General features: G+C 37.8%; 18 protein-coding genes and 1 tRNA gene. 12 read left to right on the forward strand and 7 right to left on the reverse strand.

Annotated features, from left to right (window positions below; translation table 11 throughout):
- Positions 1-980 precede the first annotated feature (980 nt).
- From JM84_RS04875 to JM84_RS04885, 3 genes are read right to left on the reverse strand one after another with little or no spacing between them, the layout of a single operon-like run.
- The gene (locus JM84_RS04875) at positions 981-2,009 is read right to left on the reverse strand and encodes an isoaspartyl peptidase/L-asparaginase family protein (protein WP_013750170.1); all 1,029 of its coding nucleotides are present in this window, start codon (positions 2,007-2,009) and stop codon (positions 981-983) included.
- Positions 2,010-2,033: 24 nt separating this feature from the next.
- Positions 2,034-2,834 carry a sulfurtransferase gene (locus tag JM84_RS04880; protein WP_013750169.1) on the reverse strand — a complete coding sequence of 267 codons (801 nt, stop codon included), beginning with the start codon at positions 2,832-2,834 and terminating at the stop codon, positions 2,034-2,036.
- 10 nt (positions 2,835-2,844) lie between these two features.
- Positions 2,845-5,787, reverse strand: coding sequence for a GH92 family glycosyl hydrolase (locus tag JM84_RS04885; protein ID WP_144783018.1), 2,943 nt, complete (start codon positions 5,785-5,787; stop codon positions 2,845-2,847).
- 100 nt (positions 5,788-5,887) lie between these two features.
- Between JM84_RS04885 and JM84_RS04890 the strand changes: the two genes are divergently transcribed.
- Positions 5,888-6,604: a copper homeostasis protein CutC gene (locus JM84_RS04890; protein WP_013750167.1), complete on the forward strand. Its 717-nt coding sequence runs from the start codon at positions 5,888-5,890 to the stop codon at positions 6,602-6,604.
- Between the two features lie 57 nt (positions 6,605-6,661).
- On the opposite strand, the gene lepA is transcribed toward JM84_RS04890, so the two are convergent.
- A complete protein-coding gene (gene lepA, locus JM84_RS04895; protein ID WP_013750166.1) occupies positions 6,662-8,458 on the reverse strand; it encodes a translation elongation factor 4 in 1,797 nt (598 codons plus the stop codon).
- Positions 8,459-8,593: 135 nt separating this feature from the next.
- Here lepA and JM84_RS04900 point away from each other — a divergent pair, with 135 nt between their 5' ends.
- Together JM84_RS04900 and dusB are read left to right on the forward strand one after the other, a co-directional pair.
- A complete protein-coding gene (locus JM84_RS04900) occupies positions 8,594-11,005 on the forward strand; it encodes an outer membrane beta-barrel family protein (RefSeq protein ID WP_144783020.1) in 2,412 nt (803 codons plus the stop codon).
- A 227-nt stretch (positions 11,006-11,232) separates the two neighbouring features.
- Positions 11,233-12,225 carry a tRNA dihydrouridine synthase DusB gene (gene dusB, locus JM84_RS04905; protein ID WP_013750164.1) on the forward strand — a complete coding sequence of 331 codons (993 nt, stop codon included), beginning with the start codon at positions 11,233-11,235 and terminating at the stop codon, positions 12,223-12,225.
- Here dusB and JM84_RS04910 read toward each other — a convergent pair.
- Both JM84_RS04910 and rbfA read right to left on the reverse strand, forming a co-directional pair.
- The gene (locus JM84_RS04910; RefSeq protein WP_144783022.1) at positions 12,222-13,427 is read right to left on the reverse strand and encodes an ABC transporter permease; all 1,206 of its coding nucleotides are present in this window, start codon (positions 13,425-13,427) and stop codon (positions 12,222-12,224) included. The genes dusB and JM84_RS04910 overlap by 4 nt on opposite strands.
- On the reverse strand, positions 13,428-13,820 hold the full coding sequence (gene rbfA / locus JM84_RS04915; protein ID WP_144783024.1) for a 30S ribosome-binding factor RbfA: 393 nt from the start codon (positions 13,818-13,820) through the stop codon (positions 13,428-13,430).
- 159 nt (positions 13,821-13,979) lie between these two features.
- On the opposite strand from rbfA, the gene mce reads away from it, so the two are divergent.
- The 3 genes from mce (at position 13,980) to JM84_RS04930 (ending at position 15,007) form a co-directional block, all read left to right on the forward strand.
- Positions 13,980-14,387 carry a methylmalonyl-CoA epimerase gene (gene mce / locus JM84_RS04920; protein ID WP_144783026.1) on the forward strand — a complete coding sequence of 136 codons (408 nt, stop codon included), beginning with the start codon at positions 13,980-13,982 and terminating at the stop codon, positions 14,385-14,387.
- 79 nt (positions 14,388-14,466) lie between these two features.
- Positions 14,467-14,540: transfer RNA gene (locus tag JM84_RS04925), tRNA-Ile, on the forward strand.
- A 239-nt stretch (positions 14,541-14,779) separates the two neighbouring features.
- A complete protein-coding gene (locus JM84_RS04930) occupies positions 14,780-15,007 on the forward strand; it encodes a hypothetical protein (protein WP_144783028.1) in 228 nt (75 codons plus the stop codon).
- Here JM84_RS04930 and JM84_RS04935 read toward each other — a convergent pair.
- Positions 14,991-15,578, reverse strand: coding sequence for a riboflavin synthase (locus JM84_RS04935; protein ID WP_144783030.1), 588 nt, complete (start codon positions 15,576-15,578; stop codon positions 14,991-14,993). The genes JM84_RS04930 and JM84_RS04935 overlap by 17 nt on opposite strands.
- A 59-nt stretch (positions 15,579-15,637) precedes the next feature.
- On the opposite strand from JM84_RS04935, the gene pdxA reads away from it, so the two are divergent.
- The 6 genes from pdxA (at position 15,638) to accC (ending at position 20,718) form a co-directional block, all read left to right on the forward strand.
- Positions 15,638-16,720, forward strand: a complete 1,083-nt coding sequence (gene pdxA / locus JM84_RS04940; RefSeq protein ID WP_144783032.1) for a 4-hydroxythreonine-4-phosphate dehydrogenase PdxA — start codon at positions 15,638-15,640, stop codon at positions 16,718-16,720.
- Positions 16,721-16,828: 108 nt separating this feature from the next.
- Positions 16,829-17,368, forward strand: coding sequence for a YceD family protein (locus JM84_RS04945; protein WP_144783034.1), 540 nt, complete (start codon positions 16,829-16,831; stop codon positions 17,366-17,368).
- Between the two features lie 9 nt (positions 17,369-17,377).
- Positions 17,378-17,575, forward strand: a complete 198-nt coding sequence (gene rpmF / locus JM84_RS04950) for a 50S ribosomal protein L32 (protein ID WP_013750156.1) — start codon at positions 17,378-17,380, stop codon at positions 17,573-17,575.
- A 163-nt stretch (positions 17,576-17,738) separates the two neighbouring features.
- Positions 17,739-18,737 (forward strand): beta-ketoacyl-ACP synthase III, encoded by a 999-nt coding sequence (locus tag JM84_RS04955; RefSeq protein ID WP_013750155.1) that lies wholly within the window; start codon positions 17,739-17,741, stop codon positions 18,735-18,737.
- Positions 18,738-18,764: 27 nt separating this feature from the next.
- Positions 18,765-19,259 carry an acetyl-CoA carboxylase biotin carboxyl carrier protein gene (gene accB, locus JM84_RS04960; RefSeq protein WP_144783036.1) on the forward strand — a complete coding sequence of 165 codons (495 nt, stop codon included), beginning with the start codon at positions 18,765-18,767 and terminating at the stop codon, positions 19,257-19,259.
- A 106-nt stretch (positions 19,260-19,365) separates the two neighbouring features.
- Positions 19,366-20,718, forward strand: coding sequence for an acetyl-CoA carboxylase biotin carboxylase subunit (gene accC / locus JM84_RS04965; protein ID WP_144783039.1), 1,353 nt, complete (start codon positions 19,366-19,368; stop codon positions 20,716-20,718).
- The last annotated feature ends 4 nt before the right edge of the window (positions 20,719-20,722 follow it).

Genomic DNA, 20,722 nt, shown 5'->3' on the forward strand with positions numbered 1-20,722 from the left:
TTAAGTCTAGACTTTTTTGGTTCGTTTTTTTGTCAATGAAAAAAATGAACGACTTCTTTGAAAAGGACTCAATTAATGGAATGAAAACTATTGTTTTTAAAACTACAATTGAATCCATAATTTTTTAAAAATAAACATTTTAGTTCACAATCATTTTAAATGACCTAAGCGAATTTTACGTAAAAAATGAAGTAAGTGGAGGGTTGAGCAAACTAGCGATAGCCTCCTCAATATTTTACAATAGACATATTTTCAATATAAGCTTAGAAAGACATAATCGGCGATGACTTTTAGTTTGCGCCGCAACGAAAGAAATTTTTAGTAAAGTTTGATTAAGTCTAGACTTTTTTGGTTCGTTTTTTTGTCAATGAAAAAAATGAACGTATCGGATATTAGAACTTAACCTTGATCACAGTAAAAGCCAAGCAAGAATGAGAAATACATGAAACCGCTCGTTTTAAAATAGTGCTAGCATTAAAACTTATCTACTCGCGACCCCAATATGATTTGTTGTGAAAGCCAATCCTTGACTTTTGGGCATAAAGAAAGCCAAGCAAGAATGAGAAATATGTAAAACCGCTCGTTTTTAAATAGTGCTAGCATTAGAGCTTGTCTACTCGCGACCCCAATATGATTTGTTGTGAAAGCCAATCCTTGACTTTTGGGCATAAAGAAAGCCAAGCAAGAATGCTTGGCTTTCACCCCAAATCATAATTGATTATTTAAAGTCAATTACAACAGTCTTAAATATTTTTTGCCTTACCGGCTTGCGCAAATATATAACAAATCTTTAAATAGAATATTGTGTATTATTTAATTCTGAGATGATGTTGGTGTTTAATTGATTGAAATTCAGTGTTTAAAAAAGCGTATTTCAGATTTTACAATTAACTAAATCTTAGTAAAATAGCGTCTTTTGTGTATTTTAACGATGCAAATAGGTATCGTGTCTATTTCATGTGACAAATATGTGTGATGAACTAGCTATTTTTTGTGTCGTAAAAAGAAGATGAAATATTTTCATTTTTTTTATTTTGATACTTCATCATTGTAAATCCCTTATGAATACAATGACTTCCAGTCTCACCAGATTTATTCATAGCGATGTAGGCGATTTGGAAATCCTTATAACGAGCTCCCTTCTTTGTAATTCTATGGATTGCTTCCTCACAAGCAGCTTGTGGTGACATTCCAGAACGCATTAACTCTACAATTAAAAAACTGCCAACTGTCTTGAGTACTTCTTCTCCCATTCCTGTGGCTACAGCACCACCTACTTCATTATCTATAAAAAGTCCAGATCCTATAATGGGAGAATCTCCTACGCGCCCTTTCATTTTATAGCCTAATCCAGACGTAGTGCAAGCACCTGCAATATCACCATTGTTATCTATAGCAAGCATCCCGATGGTATCGTGATTCTCTATGTTAATTTCCGGTTTGTAATCACTTGTTTTCAACCACTCTTTCCAAGCTTCTTTGCGTTCTTCTGTGAGAAGTTTTTGTTTAGTAAATCCCTGCTCATAAGCAAATTCTTCGGCGCCTTTTCCTGCTAAGATGACGTGTGGCGTTTCCTCCATAACCTTACGAGCTAATGCAGCCACATTTACTATATTTTCAACAGCAAGCACAGCTCCGCAATCTCCTTCTGGATTCATCACGCAGGCATCTAGCGTTACATTGCCCTCTCTGTCTGGAGTGGCTCCTATTCCTACGGTGGTATTTTCTATATTTTCTTCTTCTACAGCGACACCTGCTATAATTGCATCGAGTGCAGAGCTGCCGCCATCTAGGAGTTCGCCAGCTTTTGCTGTAGCTCCAGAAAAGCCCCATGTACAAATGGCAATGGGAGATGGTTTTTTGATGTTTTCTTTTTGCGCTTTCGCGAAAGCGGTATTATCCACATCACCAGTGCTTGTGCTTAGGTCATTGCATGCCATCAAACTTGCGCCTGTAGCAATCCCAGCTCCCGCAACTGCAGATTTATTTATAAATTTTCTTCTGTTCATAATGCGATATGTACTACAGTGATATTAAACAAATAGTTCTTGTTTTTCTGCCCATTCTGTCCATGAGCCATCATAGACACTACACTTTCTATCTGAAATTAAGGCCCAAGCAAATAAAATGATACAAGCAGTAATTCCAGAACCGCAGCTAAAAATAATTGGCGTGTCTGCAAGATTAAGATTATTAAAAATGAGTTTTAATTCTTCCTTAGACTTAAACTTTCCGCTATCTAAAACTTCTGTATATGGTAAGTTTAATGAGTTTTTAATGTGGCCGCTTTGTATATGTGTCCTAGGTTCTGGATCAGTTCCATTAAATCTACCACTAGATCGAGCATCAATGAGTTGGCAGTCTCCGCTATTGGTATTTTGAACTACTTGTGTGTAGCTCTTAATAGCAGACTCATCAAGGTGAGCTTTAAAATTACCAGTGGTTCTTTTTACTTGGACAATAGTTGTAACTAGAGAATTGTTTCCTATCCATTCTGGGAGACCACCGTCTAATACAGATACATTGTGATGTCCCATTGTTTTAAACATCCACCACACGCGCGGACTGGTAAAAATCCCTTTGTCATCATATATGATAATATGACTGTCACTATCTATGCCTAAGGTTTGGCATTCTTTTTCAAACTGTGCAGGTTGAGGGAATGTGTTAGGAAAAGCACTTTTTGTGTCGCTAAAAGTGTTTTTAATATCAAAGTGTTGCGCTCCACGGATGTTTGAAGCAGTATTAAAATGAGCGCTTGCATCTAGTAATACCATATTGTCATCACTAAGATGTTTCTCAAGCCACTGTACTGAAACTAATTGATCTACCATAATTATTCTGTTACTGAACTACAATCTCGTCTACAAATACCCAACTTTTTCCTTGATATGGAAAGCCTAAGTGCCACTCTGGAAGATCTCCTAGTGTCTTTGCGATAAGCTTTATATAGCGCGCTTGTGTACCTTGTTGTATCCCTTTAATACTTTTAATAGCAATGTCCTCATCACGAGAAGCAGCATCAATTTCCTCTTGGTGATAGATTTCAAAATTTTCACCGTCCATAGATGTAAGCAATGTTACTTCTGTTGGGTAGAAAATCCAACTGCGTTGATCTTGTAAAAAAGCAGTTTCAATATTAGTGATGGTTTGTGTTTTGCCTAAGTCTAGCGTAGCTACTACATCTTGGGCATCATAGCCCTGCCATGTGCCTGAACGGAATTCTTTTACTCCTCTTACTCCATCTATCAATGCATTATCTCCACCGGCATTATAAGCATTTGCGTAGGTAGCGTCTAGTGTGAGACTGTAGTTTTCATTTAGTTTGAACAACGGAGTTTCTATGGTAGCACTTTGTCCATGACGACCCATCGCATAGGTGCGTAAGGTGTTGTGATCTTTAATTTTAATGGGTAGTCTGTATTTTTTGAAGTTATTACCATCTTCTTCTAGTGCATAAAAAACATCCACATTTTTATCTGTGGTGGCGAGTGTGATTTCTGTGTCTTTTTTAAAGTTGGCTTCTCCTTTTGCTATAAAAGGCGCTACTGTAAATTTATTATCCTCAATACTTGTTTTAGGACTATGAGCGGGGTGTTTTGCCCATCGGGAATGAGTAGCTGCCATATTAAATATGAGTTCGCCGCCATCCATTATATCTCCGTGTTTCAAGTATGAATATGGGTACGCCTTATCATTCATATACGCACTTTCTATGTGTATATTTTCTTCAGAGAGATTTTGTGCAACAATGGTAAAACTATTGCCATTTTCTAAATGTATGGTAGCCTTATCAAATAATGGCGTGCCAATAACATACTCATTACTTCCAGGGGTTACAGGGTAAAAGCCTAAAGAGCTTAGTACATACCACGCGCTCATTTGCCCACAATCTTCATTACCAGAAATTCCATCTGGAGAATTGGTATATAATGTAGTAAGGATCTCGTGTACACGCTTCTGAGTTTTCCACGGCTTCTGTATATAATTATATAAATATGCCATATGGTGGCTAGGTTCATTGCCATGTGCATATTGTCCTATTAATCCTGTGATATCTTGCTGGTGACGACCAGAAGTTGCAGTCTCGGCCGTAAATAGTGTGTCTAGTTTTCTTTCAAAAACCTTATTTCCTCCAGAGAGATGAATAAGCCCACTTATATCTTGAGGTGCATAGAGACTATATTGCCAGGCATTTGCTTCGGTATAATTAAAATTTACTTCAAAGGGATCAAAAGGAGAGAACCATGTGTTGCGCATGCGACCTCGCATAAAACCAGAAGAAGGGTCATATACATTTTTATAAGACTGTGCACGTTTTGTAAATTCTTGATAGATTTCATCATTACCCATTTCTTGAGCCATTTGAGCTATGGTCCAGTCATCATAAGCATATTCTAGTGTCTTTGATACAGACTCTGCTTCGTCATTTGCAGGTATAAAACCGTATTTCTTGTAAGAGTCAAGACCAAGTTTGTCTTGCGAGGCGCTATGAAGCATCGCTTTAAAAGCTTTATCTGTATCGTAATCACGTATTCCTTTTAGATATGCATCTGCGATTACGGGTACTGCATGATAACCTATCATACAGCCAGTATAGTTGCCAGCTAGATCCCAGATGGGCATAATACCACCTTCATCATACTTGGCAAGAAAAGTATTTATAAAATCATTGGTGCGCTCTTCTTCTATAATAGTATACAAGGGATGCGCTGCGCGATACGTATCCCACAGTGAGAAAACAGTGTAGTAATCAAATGCGTCTGTTTGGTGAATTTCTAGATCCATCCCTCGGTAGCGGCCATCCACATCTTGATAAAGGTTAGGGGCTAGCATGGTATGATATAGCGAAGTATAAAAATTAGTTTTGTAATCTGAGTTTTCACTTTCTACAACAATTTTTTCTAGCTGACTTTCCCAAGTACTTTGTGCTTCTTGCTTTACTTGGTCAAAGGTTTTGTTTCCTATTTCGGTTTCTAGGTTCTTTCGCGCCCCAGCTTCATCTACGGCAGATATTCCGATTTTTATGATGATTTCTTCATTCTTGGGATTGTCAAACTGCAATGCAGCTTTGTGTGATGTCGCGCCGTTCTTCGTCCCTTTTGGTTGCTTTAGGTATTTGAAACTGTGTGATGTTTTAATGTAATAAAACAGCTTTTGGTTGCTAGCCCAAGCCTTGGAGTGTCTATGTCCCGAGAGTTCTGTGCTAGAGAGTGTATCTATTTTGGTGCTCAGTACTTCATCACGGTGCTCAAGATCTAAAATCACAAAGTTTTTTAAAGAGTCCGCTTTCGCGAAAGCGTACTTATGCACACCGCTACGAGCAGCAACAGTAAGAGCTACGTCTATATTTGAGTTGTCTAGATGTACGCTATAATATCCTGGTTGTGCTACTTCATTATCATGCGTAAAATGATCCCGATACCCAGGTTTTCCATCTGCACCATTATTAAACATTATGGAAGTAGAAGGCATCAAGAGGATATCTCCATAGTCTGAAACTCCCGTCCCGCTCAAATGTGTGTGGCTGAAGCCATAGATAAACTCATCATCATAATGATACCCAGAACAACCGTCCCAGCCATCAAGGCGTGTGTCTGGACTAAGTTGCATCATGCCAAAAGGCATGGTCGCCCCAGGGTAGGTGTGACCGTGACCGCCTGTACCTATAAAAGGATTTACGTAGCCTATGAGGTCTTGGTCTTTTTGAGCGGGAGTAACCTCCGTAATATGCTCGCAACTAGTGATAATAAATAGGAGAACAAAAAGAGAGAGTAGGTAGCGCATTGATATGGTAGGTTTGTGTCTAAGATACAGAAAAGCAGTAATTCTTTAAACCGACTTTTACATTAAAGAAAGGGCACATATGGTTTAGTATCTTTAAGGAATGAAATTAGAAATCTGTGCAAACTCGTTTGAAAGTGCGCTGGCTGCTCAAGATGCAGGAGCACATCGTATTGAACTTTGTCAAGAGCTGTCACTTGGAGGGATAACTCCTAGTAATGGTTTGATAGAGAAAGTGATGCAAGAACTAGATATCCCTGTATTTGTACTCATAAGGCCAAGATCTGGAGATTTTATGTACTCGGAAGCCGATTTTGATGTGATGTTGCGGGATATTGCTTTCGCGAAAGCGCAAGGTGCTCACGGAATAGTTTCTGGAATATTAAACACAGATTTTAAAATTGACGCAGAGAGGACTGAACGCTTAATAACCGAATGTGGTGAACTACCTTTTACCTTTCATCGTGCTTTCGATTGGACGCCTGATGTTCTTGCTGCCTTAGAGCTACTCATAGATATGGGCGCTCAGAGGGTTTTAACTTCTGGAATGAATGTTAATGTGAATGAAGGTTATGAAACCTTGGTGCAATTACTAGCTGCGGCTAGAAATCGTATAGGTATTTTACCTGGCGGAGGAATCTCTGTTGATAATGTTATGAAATTTAAGAACGCAGGTTTTAGCGAAGTGCATGGTAGTTTGAGTAGTAATGCGTTTGGATATAATCATCCTATAAAAATGCATTCGCTAGCAGGTCATGAAAATAACTTACTTCAAACCTCTGATGTTTTTAAAATAAAGGCACTCTTAAATATGCTATAAAAAAAAGGGTGCAGTTTTAAAACTGCACCCTTTGATATTAATTATTGTAGTTGATGATTAATCATTCAACTTAAGAACCGCCATAAATGCTTCTTGTGGGATTTCTACATTACCCACGGCACGCATACGCTTCTTACCTTTCTTTTGTTTTTCTAGTAGCTTACGCTTACGAGAGATATCTCCACCATAACACTTAGCCGTTACATCCTTACGAAGTGCTTTAACCGTCTCACGAGAGATGATCTTAGCCCCAATAGCTGCTTGTATTGGAATGTCAAACTGCTGGCGTGGTATTAACTCTCTTAATTTTTCACACATACGCTTACCTATATCGTAAGCATTGTCTTGGTGTAATAACGCAGATAATGCATCTACCGCTTGCCCATTAAGCAGCACATCAACTTTTACAAGTTTTGAAGCGCGTAGGCCTATAGGAGAGTAATCAAAAGAAGCATACCCTTTTGAAACTGTTTTAAGACGATCATAGAAGTCAAAAACAATCTCTGCAAGTGGCATGTCAAAATTAAGTTCTACCCTTTCTGTAGTAAGGTATGTCTGGCTTACAATCTGTCCTCTTTTTTCAATACATAAAGACATTACAGGTCCTACAAAATCAGATTTTGTAATGATAGTTGCTTTAATGAATGGTTCTTCTACACGGTTTAATGAAGAAGGTTCAGGAAGATCTGAAGGATTATTGACTAGAATAATCTCCTCAGGGTTTTTATGTGTAAAGGCATGGTAAGACACGTTAGGTACCGTAGTGATAACCGTCATGTCAAATTCACGCTCAAGACGTTCTTGTATGATTTCTAGGTGAAGCATTCCAAGGAATCCACAACGGAAACCAAAACCTAGTGCAGCCGAACTCTCTGGCTCAAAAACTAGAGAAGCATCATTAAGTTGTAGTTTTTCCATAGAGTTACGAAGCTCTTCGTAGTCCTCGGTGTCTACTGGATAGATGCCAGCAAAAACCATTGGTTTTACATCTTCAAAACCTTCAATAGCATTTTGCGTTGGGTTCTTGGCATCTGTAATTGTATCACCCACTTTTACTTCGCGGGCATCTTTTATTCCAGTGATTAGGTAGCCTACATCACCAGTTTTTACTTCTTGCTTTGGGGCTTGTGTAAGTTTTAACGTACCTACCTCGTCTGCGCCGTATGTGTTTCCTGTTGCGACAAACTTAATTTGTTGGTTTTTCTTGATACTTCCATTAATAACGCGGAAGTAAGTCTCCACACCACGGAAAGGGTTGTAAACACTGTCAAATATCAAAGCTTGAAGAGGTTCATCTGGATTTCCTTTTGGTGCAGGAATACGATTGATTACCGCAGCAAGAATCTCTTTGATACCAATTCCAGTTTTTGCAGAAGCGGGTATAATGTCTTCTGGTTCGCATCCTAGAAGGTCTACAATATCATCTGTAACCTCTTCTGGATTTGCACTTGGAAGATCTATTTTATTAAGAACAGGGATAATCTCAAGATCATTTTCTAATGCTAGATAAAGATTTGAAATTGTTTGTGCTTGTATACTTTGAGCAGCATCGACAACAAGTAAAGCTCCTTCACAAGCCGCGATACTTCTAGAAACTTCATATGAAAAATCCACATGTCCAGGAGTGTCAATGAGATTGAGAATATAATTTTCTCCCTCATATACATATTCCATCTGTATAGCGTGGGATTTGATCGTGATTCCACGCTCACGCTCTAGGTCCATACTGTCTAGCAGCTGTGCTTGAGACTCACGTTTTGTAACCGTTGCAGTCTCATCAAGTAGACGATCTGCAAGTGTACTTTTGCCGTGATCAATATGGGCAATTATGCAAAAATTTCGGATGTTCTTCATAGTCTCTCAAATAGAATGCAAATATACGAGATATGACATCATATTGTCACGGTATTAGAGATTAGAATATTTATTATAAAAAAATGTTAAATACATTATACTCATTATTAGGTTTCTACCTATTTTTATCAACTTATGACAGAAATTAAGAATTCCCTCATTCTCATATTCATAGTGTTAACAGCGTTTTGCTCTTACGGTCAAGACTTTAACATTAATGGTAAAGTGCAAGACGTTAATGCACAACCTATTCCTTTTGCAAACGTAGTGTTGCTAGATGCAGAAAAAGAAATTGTACAAGGTACTATTACAGAAGACAATGGGTCTTTTGTGATTTCTTCCATAAAACCATCTGAAGAATATTACATTAAAGTGAGCTTTGTAGGGTTTGAAGACGTAACGACCAATGTAATTTCCCTTTCGGGAAATAGAACGCTTTCACCTATAGTTTTACAGGCAAGTGAGGAAAGTTTGGGTGAGGTAACAATTACCGCAAAAACTCCAACCGTTGATCGCAAATCAGATAGACTTGTGTTTAATGTGGAAAATAGTATTCTCTCTACTGGAAGTACACTAGATATCTTAAGACGTACACCTGCTGTAGTTGTAACTCAAGGAGGAATAAATGTTAGGAATCAACCTGTTACTGTATATCTTAATGATAGAAAAGTACAACTTAGTGTTGAAGAGATAAGAAGTTTACTAGAAAGTCTGGACGGGAATAATATAAAGTCTGTTGAGGTGATTACAAATCCTCCAGCTAAGTATGATGCAGAGGGAGGAGCTATTTTAAATATCAATACATCTAAGGCTGTTGCAGCTGGTTACAAAGGAAATGTGAGTGCTACAGGCACTTATGCTATTTACCCAAAACATACTTTTGGTACTAGTCATTTCTTTAAAAATGATAAGGTAAGCTTGTTCTTTAATTATAGTTATAATCCTCTTAAAGCTACAAAGCAGAGTGATAATTCAATTAATTATGTAGATCAAGGTGTTACTAAGATTTGGGATCAAGATTTTGAGCGCAAAACGTGGTCTAAGGCACACAATGCAAATCTTGTAGTCGATTATGAGCTAACGGAGAAGTCACAACTTAGCTTGTCTGTAATAGGTTTGTTTTCTCCAGATGTTTTTGAATTTACGAGGGCAACGACAGATGTTGTCTCTCCTTCTGAAAATCCTTTTTTTATAAGAACACAAAGTAATATAGACAGTGATCGTAACAATGTAGCTTTTGATTTGAAGCATACGTACGCTTTAGAAAAAGGTGAACTGAGTACAAGCGCACACTTTACTAGTTTTAATCGCAGTAAACTACAGCGACTGGGGTCAGTCTATACAAATGAAATTAATGATGTGCTCAGTAACATAAGATTTGCAACAGATGCTACTCAAGATATTGAGATTTTTACTGGACAGGTAGATTACAATAGAAGTTTTGGCGAGGTGCTTTTTCAATCAGGTGCCAAAGTTGCGATTATAGATTCTCAATCTAAGATTGATTTTTTTGATTTAAACAATGTTGAAAATACTGGACTTGAGCAGGCACAAAGCGATAACTTCTTATATGATGAAAATGTATACGCTGCATATATTTCGTTTAATAAAGATTGGGAAAAATGGTCCATAAAAGGTGGCTTGAGGGCTGAGCAGACAAATAGCATAGGGAATTCTATTGTTTTAAATACTAAGACAGAGTTAGATTATTTTGAATTATTCCCTAGTGCTTATGTGCAGTATAGCCCTTTTGAAAATCACAGCTTTGCGATAGATTATTCTCGTAGGTTAGAAAGACCGCGTTACCAAGACCTTAATCCATTTGCATATTTTATAAATGAGAACAATTTCATAATAGGAAATTCTGGACTACAACCATCTTTTAGTCATCAATTCAATGTGAATTATTCATTAAAAGATGAATACTTTTTTGATGTTTACTATAGAGATAATGGAGAGAACATTGTTAGGGTGGCTACACAAGACAACGAGAATCAAGTGTTGAGGTCAGACAGCCAGAATGCTCTAGGTAGTAAATCATGGGGACTAGATTTTAGTCATGGTCGCTCTGTAAGTAGCTGGCTTTATACGAGTGTGTATGTAAGTGCTTTTCATGAAGAAGATTCATTCCTTATAAATAGATCTACAAACACTAGCTTTAAAAATGACGTAAATGGATTTTATGCTTATGTGGGAAACTATCTTACCCTAGATAAGGCAGAGACCTTAACGGGTTTTGTGACCTTCGAGTACTTATCTAAATTTATCGTAGGTTCTTATACTCAAGATGAAACCATTCAACTGGACCTTGGCCTTCGTAAATCTTTATGGAATAAAAGAGCTTCTGTGAGCTTATCTGTAGGAGATATTCTTAATCAGGCAAATGCTGTTGTGTCAGCCAAATATGAGGGACTAGATAATCAATATTTTCCTGAATTGGAGACTCAATTTCTTAGAATTGGGTTCAAATATAATTTTGGTAACTATAAGTTGAAAGATAATAATCGCGATTTAGATAAGGCAGAGCGGGATAGAATTAATAATTAAGACAAGTATTCATCGATAATACTATTACAAAACCACTTCAACGAAGTGGTTTTGTTGTTTAGATACAAATCCGTTTTGCAATTACTTCTTGAGCGCTTCGTTTTATTCACTTGGAAAAAGAAAGTACCTTTGCGGTTGTTACGCTTTCGCGAAAGCGTACCTAAAAACAAATACGTTTACAATAAAACAGTGGTGATATTTATTACCACACTTTTTAATACTGAATAATGGCAAAAATAGGAGATATAGATGTAGGAGATTTTCCGTTATTACTGGCGCCTATGGAGGATGTGAGTGATCCACCTTTCCGTGCATTGTGCAAGGAGCAAGGGGCAGATGTAGTGTATACAGAGTTTATCTCTAGTGAAGGCTTGATAAGAGATGCTGCCAAAAGTGTCATGAAGCTTGATATTTATGAAAAAGAACGCCCTGTCGGGATTCAAATATTTGGAGCTGTAGAGGAGTCTATGCTACGTAGTGTGGAGATTGTAGAAGCGAGTGGTCCAGATATCATAGATATCAACTTTGGATGTCCAGTAAAAAAGGTAGTTTCTAAAGGCGCTGGGGCTGGAATTTTAAAAGATATTGATTTAATGGTAAGTCTTACTAAAGCAATGGTAAATCATACCAAACTGCCAGTAACGGTAAAGACTCGTCTAGGCTGGGATCACGATAGTATAAAAATCGTTGAGGTTGCAGAGCGATTGCAAGATGTAGGTTGTGCTGCCATATCTATTCATGGGCGTACACGTGCACAAATGTATAAGGGAGATGCAGACTGGGGTCCTATTGCAGAGGTGAAGAATAATCCTCGTATGCAAATTCCTGTGTTTGGTAATGGTGATGTTAATACACCAGAACGCGCTGTAGAGATGCGTGATAAATACGGACTAGATGGCGCGATGATAGGTCGCGCAAGTATAGGGTATCCTTGGTTTTTTAATGAAGTAAAGCATTTCATGGAAACTGGGACACACAAGGCGCCCCCTACTATGAAAGAACGTATAGAAGCCGCAAGACGTCACCTACAGATGTCTATAGATTGGAAAGGTGAAGTGCTAGGTGTTTTTGAAACACGAAGACATTATACAAATTACTTTAGAGGGATTCCTCACTTTAAAGAATATCGTATGAAGCTTGTGACATCAGATCAGAGTGAAGATGTTTTTAGCGCACTTGACCTTATTGAAAAAGAATTTGGTGATTACCAGTTCGTCTAAGAGTCTTCTATAAGTTTTCTATTTATTCTAGTAGCTGCAAGTCTAGCTGCTAGAAAGCCTAGTATTAATATAGTGGCGTATACGAGCACAATATTAATTACTTCAAACTTTACAGGATAAGGAAGTTCGGCAGTGATAGGTATAAAGCCAAATTGCTGCTGCAGGACTATAAGTATCGCTCCTAGTAGGATGCCAATAGCTCCGCCTATAACAATCATGAGCGCGCCCTGAGTAAATATTATTTTTCTTATAGTAGGTAGCGTTGCTCCTAAGTCACTTAGTGTCTTGATGTGCTTTCGTTTATCTACAATAATCATAATTAAACTTCCTACGAAACTAAAAAGAGCGATAATAAGTACGAGCGTACAAATAAAGTACAAAGCTAGATTTTCTGTGTTGAGCATTTTATAAAGAGCATCGTTAAGCTCTATTCTATTTTTGATAATGATATTATTATTAAAAATAGCATTTAACTCTTCACGCAGATTATCTTCATCTGCATCTGAATCTAGTTTAAACTCAATGGTGCTTATTTGGTTTGCTGGATAATCAAGGAGAGAGCCTACAAAGTCAATATTGCCAAAGACGTGATCGTTATCTAGTGCATCTCCTGCTTGAAAGACACCGCTTACCATCGCTTTAGAGGAGTTAAAGGCCTGCGTTGGGTCTGTAATTTGCCCTGTGCCTGGTTTTGGCGTCATGATAGTCACAAGGCTTCCATAATCTCCTACGTTTATTGAGAGGCGCTTGCGCACGAGAAGTCCCATAGCAACCTCAGGTTCTCCTGGACTAGGCCAGTAGCCTACAAAAATAGTGCTGTCCATTTGAGTAACATCTAGGTAGCGCTCATCTACCCCTTTTAAGAACGCAAGAGAAGTCCTTCCATCATACTCTAGATATGCACGTTCTTCAATAACTTTAGAATAAGAAGCTACGCCTTTTAAGGAGTTGAGCTGCTGTTCTTGATCTGGAGATAGCGTGATGGTCTTTCCTGAAGCTGGAGCAATTTTTAGATCTGGATCTATAATAGAAGTTATAGATAAATTAAACTCCTTAAGTCCAGAAAAAGCCGAAAGTACTATAAACAGTACTAAGGTTCCTAGTATAATGCTCACCACAGATACTAGTGTGATGATGTTTACGGCATTAGTGCCGCTTTTAGAAATAAGATATCTCTTTGCAATATAATAGGGAAATTGCATTTATATCTTTTTACGTCGCGCTAGTAGGCTAGGATTTTCAAGTGGATTTTCCTCGCGCTTAAGAGAGCGTTCAATACCGTCTAGATACTCTAGCGTATCGTCTATAAAAAATTGTAACTCAGGCATGCGACGCAGTTGGTGGCGTGTGCGTTGAGATATATTGTGTCTTATAATAGGTTTTACTTGATTTACCTCTTTAAGTATATCTGCTGCTTTGTCGTTTGGGAAAACGCTTAGATATACTTTGGCAATAGAAAGATCTGTAGGAACTTTTACCTTAGTAACGGACACAATGATGCCTCCCTTACCACTGTCACGTAGTGCGTTCTGAAGAACTTCTGCAAGATCCTTCTGAAGAACTCCTGCTACTTTTTTCTGTCTGTTTGATTCCATAGACTGCAAAAATACGTTTTTTGAATTGTATTACTTTTGTGTAAGTAAGTTATCATTAAACTTTAGTAGTAATAATGGTTGTAATTACGCTTTCGCGAAAGCTAAACTTGCCTACACGATACTATTAATATGAACAACACATCATAAATTAAATAAACTATGAAAAAAATAGAACATATAGGAATCGCAGTTAAGGATCTCGAGGCGGGAAATGATTTATACGAGAAGTTATTGGGTGTAGCTCATTATAAAATAGAAGAAGTAGCCTCAGAAGGAGTGCGTACATCCTTTTTTCAATCTGGGCCTAATAAAATAGAGCTTCTAGAGGCAACAACAGAAGATGGGCCTATTGCTAAATTTTTAGAAAAGAAAGGAGAAGGAATACATCACATAGCCTTTGCAGTAGATAATATCGTAAAAGAAATGGAGCGATTAAAAAAAGAAGGTTTTATTTTATTAAATGAAAAACCAAAGAAAGGGGCTGATAATAAGCTGGTTGCCTTTGTGCACCCTAAGACTGCTGGAGGTGTTCTAGTAGAATTATGTCAAGAAATTGATAATTTGTAATAAAAACCTTTGGTTGGGTTAAGTTTTATACTAAATTTGCAGCCGTTTTCAACCTCATCTGAGAAACATAGAAAACAACGGTCCCATAGCTCAGCTGGTTAGAGCATCTGACTCATAATCAGAGGGTCCTTGGTTCGAGCCCAAGTGGGACCACTTTTTTAGTTAGAATACTAAATCCATAAACTTTATCGTTTTATTATATATATTAATCAGTTAACCTAGCTGATTAATATTTTACTGTATTCTTATTTTAAATTAAAACTACAAGTAATTTGCTTGTTTTTACGATTAAATGCGTATTATTGACGTTGAAAGACACAATTATACCCAACCTATACTCTGAAGACAGTAAGATTATTTTGCAGTCTAAGAGGTATTACTTTTGAATTATTATGAGCCCCAATCTCAGAACTTTCATTGCAACAATTCTCCTATCATTTGTAGGGGTATGTGGATATGCACAAGATGGACCTCCGCCTCCGGGCACTAGGACAGCCTCTCTGCCTGGACTTGTCGCGCCTATAGATGACAATATCATTATATTGGTAATTTGTGGTGTACTAGCAGGTGCTTTTTATGCTTACAAGAACAATAAAGCTAGATCTAATAGCCCTGCGTAAGACGTTTTACATATTTCCCTATTACATCAAACTCTAAGTTTACCTCCGTGCCTATTTTAAAGTCTTTAAATACGGTATTCTCATATGTGTAAGGAATAATAGCTACGCTAAACCCTCCTTCTGTAGAGTCTACTACGGTTAAGCTTGTCCCATTTACAGTGATAGATCCCTTTTCAATAGTAACATTTCCTAATGAAGTATCATATTTAAAAGTAAATCTCCAGCTTCCATCCTCTTCCTCAATGTTAGTACATGTTCCCACTTGGTCTACATGACCCTGCACAATATGTCCGTCAAGACGGGCGCCTAACTGCATAGCGCGCTCTAGATTTACAGTGTCGTTAGTAGCGAGGCTGTTTAAATTTGTCTTATCAAGAGTTTCTTGTATAGCTGTAACTTTGTAGATGTCATCTTCTATAGCCACTACAGTTAGGCAAACACCATTGTGAGCAACACTTTGGTCAATTTTGAGTTGGCTAGTGATGCTGCTTTTTATCTTGTAGTGTATGTTTTCCTGATCTTTTTCTATTGAAACTACAGTAGCAAGATCTTCAATAATACCTGTAAACATGAATGGATTTTATTTGGTTACTTTTGTGTTGTAAAAATACAAAACGCTAGAAGCATCACATGAATAAAGATCAAAAAGTACGTGTAGGGATTTCTATTGGAGATTTAAATGGAATAGGGGCAGAGGTTGTGATAAAGACATTTTCAGAAGTGATGATGTTTGATTTTTGTACACCTATAATTTTTGCTTCGGCAAAGACACTTTCTTATATTAAGAAGTCTTTGAGTTTACAAGCGGAGTTTCATGGGATAGACGCTTTCGCGAAAGCGTTAGATAATAAAATAAACGTCTATAATTTATGGAAGGAGCCTGTAGAGATTAAATGGGGAGAGGCGACTGAAACAGCAGGCGATTATGCTTTAAAGTCTTTTGTGGAAGCTACTAAGGCGCTTAAAAATGGAGATATTGATGTACTTGTAACCGCTCCTATAAATAAGGCTAATATCCAGAAAGAAGATTTTGCATTCCCGGGTCATACAGATTATCTAGCACAAGAGCTAGAGGGTGATGCGATGATGCTTATGATTACAGATACGCTTAAGGTAGGTTTACTTACAGATCATGTTCCTGTAAAAGATGTGGCTAGTGAGATTACACCAGAGGTGATTGTCAAGAAAGTAAATACATTATATAATGCCTTGAAGCAAGATTTTGGCGTAGATAGGCCTAAAATTGCCTTACTGGGTATTAATCCACATGTAGGAGACAACGGAGTTATAGGGGATGATGATGATAAGGTGTTGATACCTACACTTGAAAAAATGCGTGCAAATGGTCAGTTAGTTTATGGGCCTTATGCTGCAGATAGCTTTTTTGGGTCAGGGAATTATAAAAATTTTGATGCCATTCTAGCAGCTTATCACGACCAAGGATTAATTCCTTTTAAGACATTGTCTTTTGGTAAGGGGGTAAATTATACTGCGGGATTAGACAGGGTTCGCACGTCTCCAGATCACGGCACTGCTTATGAGATTGCGGGGAAAGGTACTGCAGATGAAGGCTCTTTTAGAGAAGCTGTTTTTTCGGCAGTAAAGATTTATAATAAAAGAAAAGAATACCAAGAGATTACAAAGGATGTACTTAAGGTTTCTCCTAGACGTGCTGGTAGAGAGCGATCAGGCAGACCGCCAGCAAAAAGATAAGGTACTAAAGAACATTCTTAGTAGTTATAGAGAATTAAAATAAAATTGAGCTTGTGCTTTGTGATATAAAAAATTATGTATCTTTGCACGCTCCAAACGGCTGATGTGATGAAAGGATTGAAACCATACACCATACAATACGTAGGTTTAAAAGAAGGAGAGCATACATTTGATTACACGATTACAAAATCGTTCTTTGATCTTTTTGAATATGATGACTTTAATGATGCAAACATTGAGGCTACACTTCTCTTAACAAAGAAGTCTACTTTTATGGAGTTTGATTTTAAAATCTCAGGTACTATCAATGTGAACTGTGATGTTACTAATGAGCCTTATGATCAACCTGTGGAAGATGTCTACACTCTCGTAGTGAAGTTTGGTCAAGAGTTTAATAATGATATTGAAGATATTTTAATCTTGCCTTACGGTGAGTATGAAGTAAATGTCGCTCAGTATATTTATGAACTCATTATATTGGCACTGCCTAATAAGAGGGTTCACCCTGGTATTGAGGACGGGACATTGCAGTCAGATATATTAGATAAGCTGGAAGAATTAAGTATTCCAGATCAAAAAGTAAAAGAAGAAAAAGAAGATACAGATCCTAGATGGGATTCTTTAAAAAAACTATTAACAGATAAATAAGAGTACGTAATGGCACATCCTAAGAGAAAAATCTCCAAAACAAGAAGAGATAAAAGAAGAACGCATTACAAAGCTGCTATACCACAAATAGCTGTAGATCCAACAACTGGAGAGGCACACCTTTACCACAGAGCACACTGGTTTGAAGGGAAGTTGTACTATAGAGGTCAAGTAGTTATTGATAAGACGGAAGAAGTAGAGGCGTAAGCTTTGCTTTTATAAAATAGAACTCTCACAACGTGAGAGTTTTTTTTATGCTCACAATTCATCAAAAAAAGTTAATTAAAGGCTGGTTTTGATCAATTTTTAGTATTTTTCCCCTCGTTTTTGACTATAATCGTCAATATTCGAAAAAATTTAACTGAAACAAATGAGTAAAATCTCAGCGGCAATTACAGCTGTAGGCGCTTACGTTCCAGACTATGTCTTGACCAATGAAATACTTGCAGGCATGGTAGATACTAATGATGAGTGGATCACCTCTCGCACTGGTATTAAAGAACGTAGAATCCTCAAGGAAAAGGGAAAGGGAACATCGTTTCTAGCCATAAAGGCAGCCCAAGACCTTCTTGCAAAAAGACAACTTGACCCCTCAGAAATTGATATGGTTATAGTTGCGACTGCGACACCAGATATGCCTGTTGCATCCACAGCAGTATATACTGCAACTCAAATAGGAGCCGTAAATGCATTTGCATTTGATCTTTCGGCCGCATGTTCTAGCTTCCTTTATGGAATGTCTACAGCAGCGAGCTATATTGAGTCTGGTCGTTATAAAAAAATACTTCTTATCGGGGCAGATAAAATGTCCTCTATTATAGACTATACAGATAGAACAACTTGTATCATCTTTGGTGATGGTGCTGGTGCTGTCTTGTTTGAACCTAATCAAGAAGGATTAGGATTGCAAGATGAGCTACTAAGATCTGATGGAATAGGTAGAGAGTATCTTAAGATTGATGCCGGAGGAAGTATATTACCTCCTTCACAAGAAACTATAGATAATAAACAGCACACCGTTTTTCAAGATGGGAAGACTGTTTTTAAATTTGCAGTGTCTAATATGGCAGATGTAAGTGATAAAATAATGAAGCGTAATAACCTTACGGGTGACGACGTAGACTTCCTTATCGCACATCAAGCAAACAAGCGTATCATAGATGCTACCTCAAGACGAATGGGTCTTGATGATGATAAAGTACTTATTAATATACATAGGTATGGAAATACCACGTCAGCTACCTTACCTTTGCTGATGAGTGATTACGAAAACCAACTAAAAAAAGGAGATAATATCATATTTGCTGCCTTTGGCGGTGGATTCACTTGGGGTTCTATTTACTTCAAGTGGGCATATGACTCCAACTAAAACTAAACAAGCTAAATTCAAACACTTATGGATTTAAAAGAAATTCAAAACCTGATCAGATTTGTTGCAAAGTCTGGCGCGAGCGAAGTAAAACTTGAAATGGATGACGTAAAAATCACTATCAAGACTGGCGACGATGATAAGGCACCTACTACTTTCTTACAGCAAATGCCTGCAATGCAAATGGCACCACAAGCGCCTGCCGCAGCAGCACCAGCTCCTGCACCAGAAGCAGCAGCTCCTGTAGCACCAGTAGCACCAGCAGAAGATGAGAATTCTAAATATATCACTATAAAGTCTCCTATTATCGGAACTTTTTATAGAAAGCCTGCTCCAGACAAGCCTATGTTTGTTGAAGTAGGAAAACAAATCTCAGAAGGAGATGTACTTTGTGTTATTGAAGCGATGAAGCTTTTTAACGAGATCGAAAGTGAAGTATCTGGAACAATCGTAAAGATTCTTGTAGATGATTCTTCTCCTGTAGAGTTTGATCAACCATTATTTTTGGTAGATCCGTCATAATCCCCTACGGGTATTTTAATCATTGAGGAGGTATTGTGGTAGTATGCTTTCGCGAAAGCGTAACCTTACTACTCATCTTTACGTACCACAATAAAAAATAAACACTATGTTTAAAAAGATACTTATAGCAAATCGTGGTGAGATCGCACTCCGTGTTATACGCACGTGTAAGGAGATGGGAATCAAAACCGTAGCGGTATACTCTACTGCAGATCGTGAGAGTTTACACGTGAAGTTTGCAGATGAGGCCGTATGTATAGGACCTGCTCCTAGTGCAGAGTCTTATCTTAAAATGTCTAATGTTATTGCTGCTGCGGAGATTACAAATGCAGACGCAATTCACCCGGGATATGGTTTCTTATCTGAAAATGCAAAGTTTTCAAAAATATGTGAGGAGCACAATATCAAATTTATTGGAGCATCTGCAGAGATGATTTCTAAAATGGGAGATAAGGCAACTGCAAAGAAAACAATGAAAGCAGCTGGTGTACCATGTGTGCCTGGATCTGACGGAATTATAAAAGACTTTGAAGAGTGCCAGAAACTAGCAAAAGAAACTGGTTACCCTGTTATGCTTAAAGCTACTGCCGGTGGTGGTGGTAAAGGTATGCGTGCTGTATGGAAGAAAGAAGATCTTCTTAAGGCTTGGGAAGGTGCTCGTCAAGAAAGTGCCGCAGCATTTGGTAATGACGGTATGTATATGGAAAAGCTTATTGAAGAGCCACGCCATATTGAAATCCAGATTGTAGGAGATAGCAACGGTAAAGCGTGTCACCTTTCTGAAAGAGATTGTTCTGTACAAAGACGTCATCAGAAACTTACAGAGGAGACTCCGTCACCATTTATGACAGATGACCTTCGTGAGCGTATGGGAGAAGCTGCTGTAAAAGCTGCCGAATATATTAAGTATGAAGGAGCAGGTACGGTAGAGTTCCTTGTAGATAAGCATCGCAACTTCTACTTCATGGAGATGAACACTCGTATCCAAGTAGAACACCCTATTACAGAGCAAGTAGTAGATTACGATTTAATACGTGAGCAAATACTTGTTGCTGCGGGAGTACCAGTATCAGGAAAAAATTATTATCCACAGTTACACTCTATCGAGTGTCGTATAAACGCAGAAGATCCTTATAACGGTTTTAGACCATCACCAGGGCGCATTACTAATTTGCATGCACCAGGAGGTCACGGAGTGCGTATAGATACTCACGTTTATAGTGGCTATATGATTCCTCCTAATTATGACTCTATGATTGCAAAGTTGATTACTACTGCGCAAACTAGAGAAGAGGCAATTAATAAAATGAAGCGTGCTCTTGATGAGTTTGTGATAGAAGGAATTAAAACAACAATTCCTTTTCACAGACAGTTAATGGATCACCCGGATTATATAGCTGGTAATTATACAACGAAGTTTATGGAAGACTTTGTAATGAAGCCAGCAGAACAAGAATAGATTA

The organism is Dokdonia sp. Hel_I_63, from assembly GCF_007827285.1.
GTDB lineage: Bacteria > Bacteroidota > Bacteroidia > Flavobacteriales > Flavobacteriaceae > Dokdonia.

What these genes read in the sequence shown, in the direction of transcription:
- JM84_RS04875 (WP_013750170.1), bottom strand. Translation starts at nt 2,009, where the DNA reads ATGAACAGAAGAAAATTTATAAATAAATCTGCAGTTGCGGGAGCTGGG.
- JM84_RS04880 (WP_013750169.1), bottom strand. Translation starts at nt 2,834, where the DNA reads ATGGTAGATCAATTAGTTTCAGTACAGTGGCTTGAGAAACATCTTAGT.
- JM84_RS04885 (WP_144783018.1), bottom strand. Translation starts at nt 5,787, where the DNA reads ATGCGCTACCTACTCTCTCTTTTTGTTCTCCTATTTATTATCACTAGT.
- JM84_RS04890 (WP_013750167.1), top strand. Translation starts at nt 5,888, where the DNA reads ATGAAATTAGAAATCTGTGCAAACTCGTTTGAAAGTGCGCTGGCTGCT.
- lepA (WP_013750166.1), bottom strand. Translation starts at nt 8,458, where the DNA reads ATGAAGAACATCCGAAATTTTTGCATAATTGCCCATATTGATCACGGC.
- JM84_RS04900 (WP_144783020.1), top strand. Translation starts at nt 8,594, where the DNA reads ATGACAGAAATTAAGAATTCCCTCATTCTCATATTCATAGTGTTAACA.
- dusB (WP_013750164.1), top strand. Translation starts at nt 11,233, where the DNA reads ATGGCAAAAATAGGAGATATAGATGTAGGAGATTTTCCGTTATTACTG.
- JM84_RS04910 (WP_144783022.1), bottom strand. Translation starts at nt 13,427, where the DNA reads ATGCAATTTCCCTATTATATTGCAAAGAGATATCTTATTTCTAAAAGC.
- rbfA (WP_144783024.1), bottom strand. Translation starts at nt 13,820, where the DNA reads ATGGAATCAAACAGACAGAAAAAAGTAGCAGGAGTTCTTCAGAAGGAT.
- mce (WP_144783026.1), top strand. Translation starts at nt 13,980, where the DNA reads ATGAAAAAAATAGAACATATAGGAATCGCAGTTAAGGATCTCGAGGCG.
- JM84_RS04930 (WP_144783028.1), top strand. Translation starts at nt 14,780, where the DNA reads ATGAGCCCCAATCTCAGAACTTTCATTGCAACAATTCTCCTATCATTT.
- JM84_RS04935 (WP_144783030.1), bottom strand. Translation starts at nt 15,578, where the DNA reads ATGTTTACAGGTATTATTGAAGATCTTGCTACTGTAGTTTCAATAGAA.
- pdxA (WP_144783032.1), top strand. Translation starts at nt 15,638, where the DNA reads ATGAATAAAGATCAAAAAGTACGTGTAGGGATTTCTATTGGAGATTTA.
- JM84_RS04945 (WP_144783034.1), top strand. Translation starts at nt 16,829, where the DNA reads ATGAAAGGATTGAAACCATACACCATACAATACGTAGGTTTAAAAGAA.
- rpmF (WP_013750156.1), top strand. Translation starts at nt 17,378, where the DNA reads ATGGCACATCCTAAGAGAAAAATCTCCAAAACAAGAAGAGATAAAAGA.
- JM84_RS04955 (WP_013750155.1), top strand. Translation starts at nt 17,739, where the DNA reads ATGAGTAAAATCTCAGCGGCAATTACAGCTGTAGGCGCTTACGTTCCA.
- accB (WP_144783036.1), top strand. Translation starts at nt 18,765, where the DNA reads ATGGATTTAAAAGAAATTCAAAACCTGATCAGATTTGTTGCAAAGTCT.
- accC (WP_144783039.1), top strand. Translation starts at nt 19,366, where the DNA reads ATGTTTAAAAAGATACTTATAGCAAATCGTGGTGAGATCGCACTCCGT.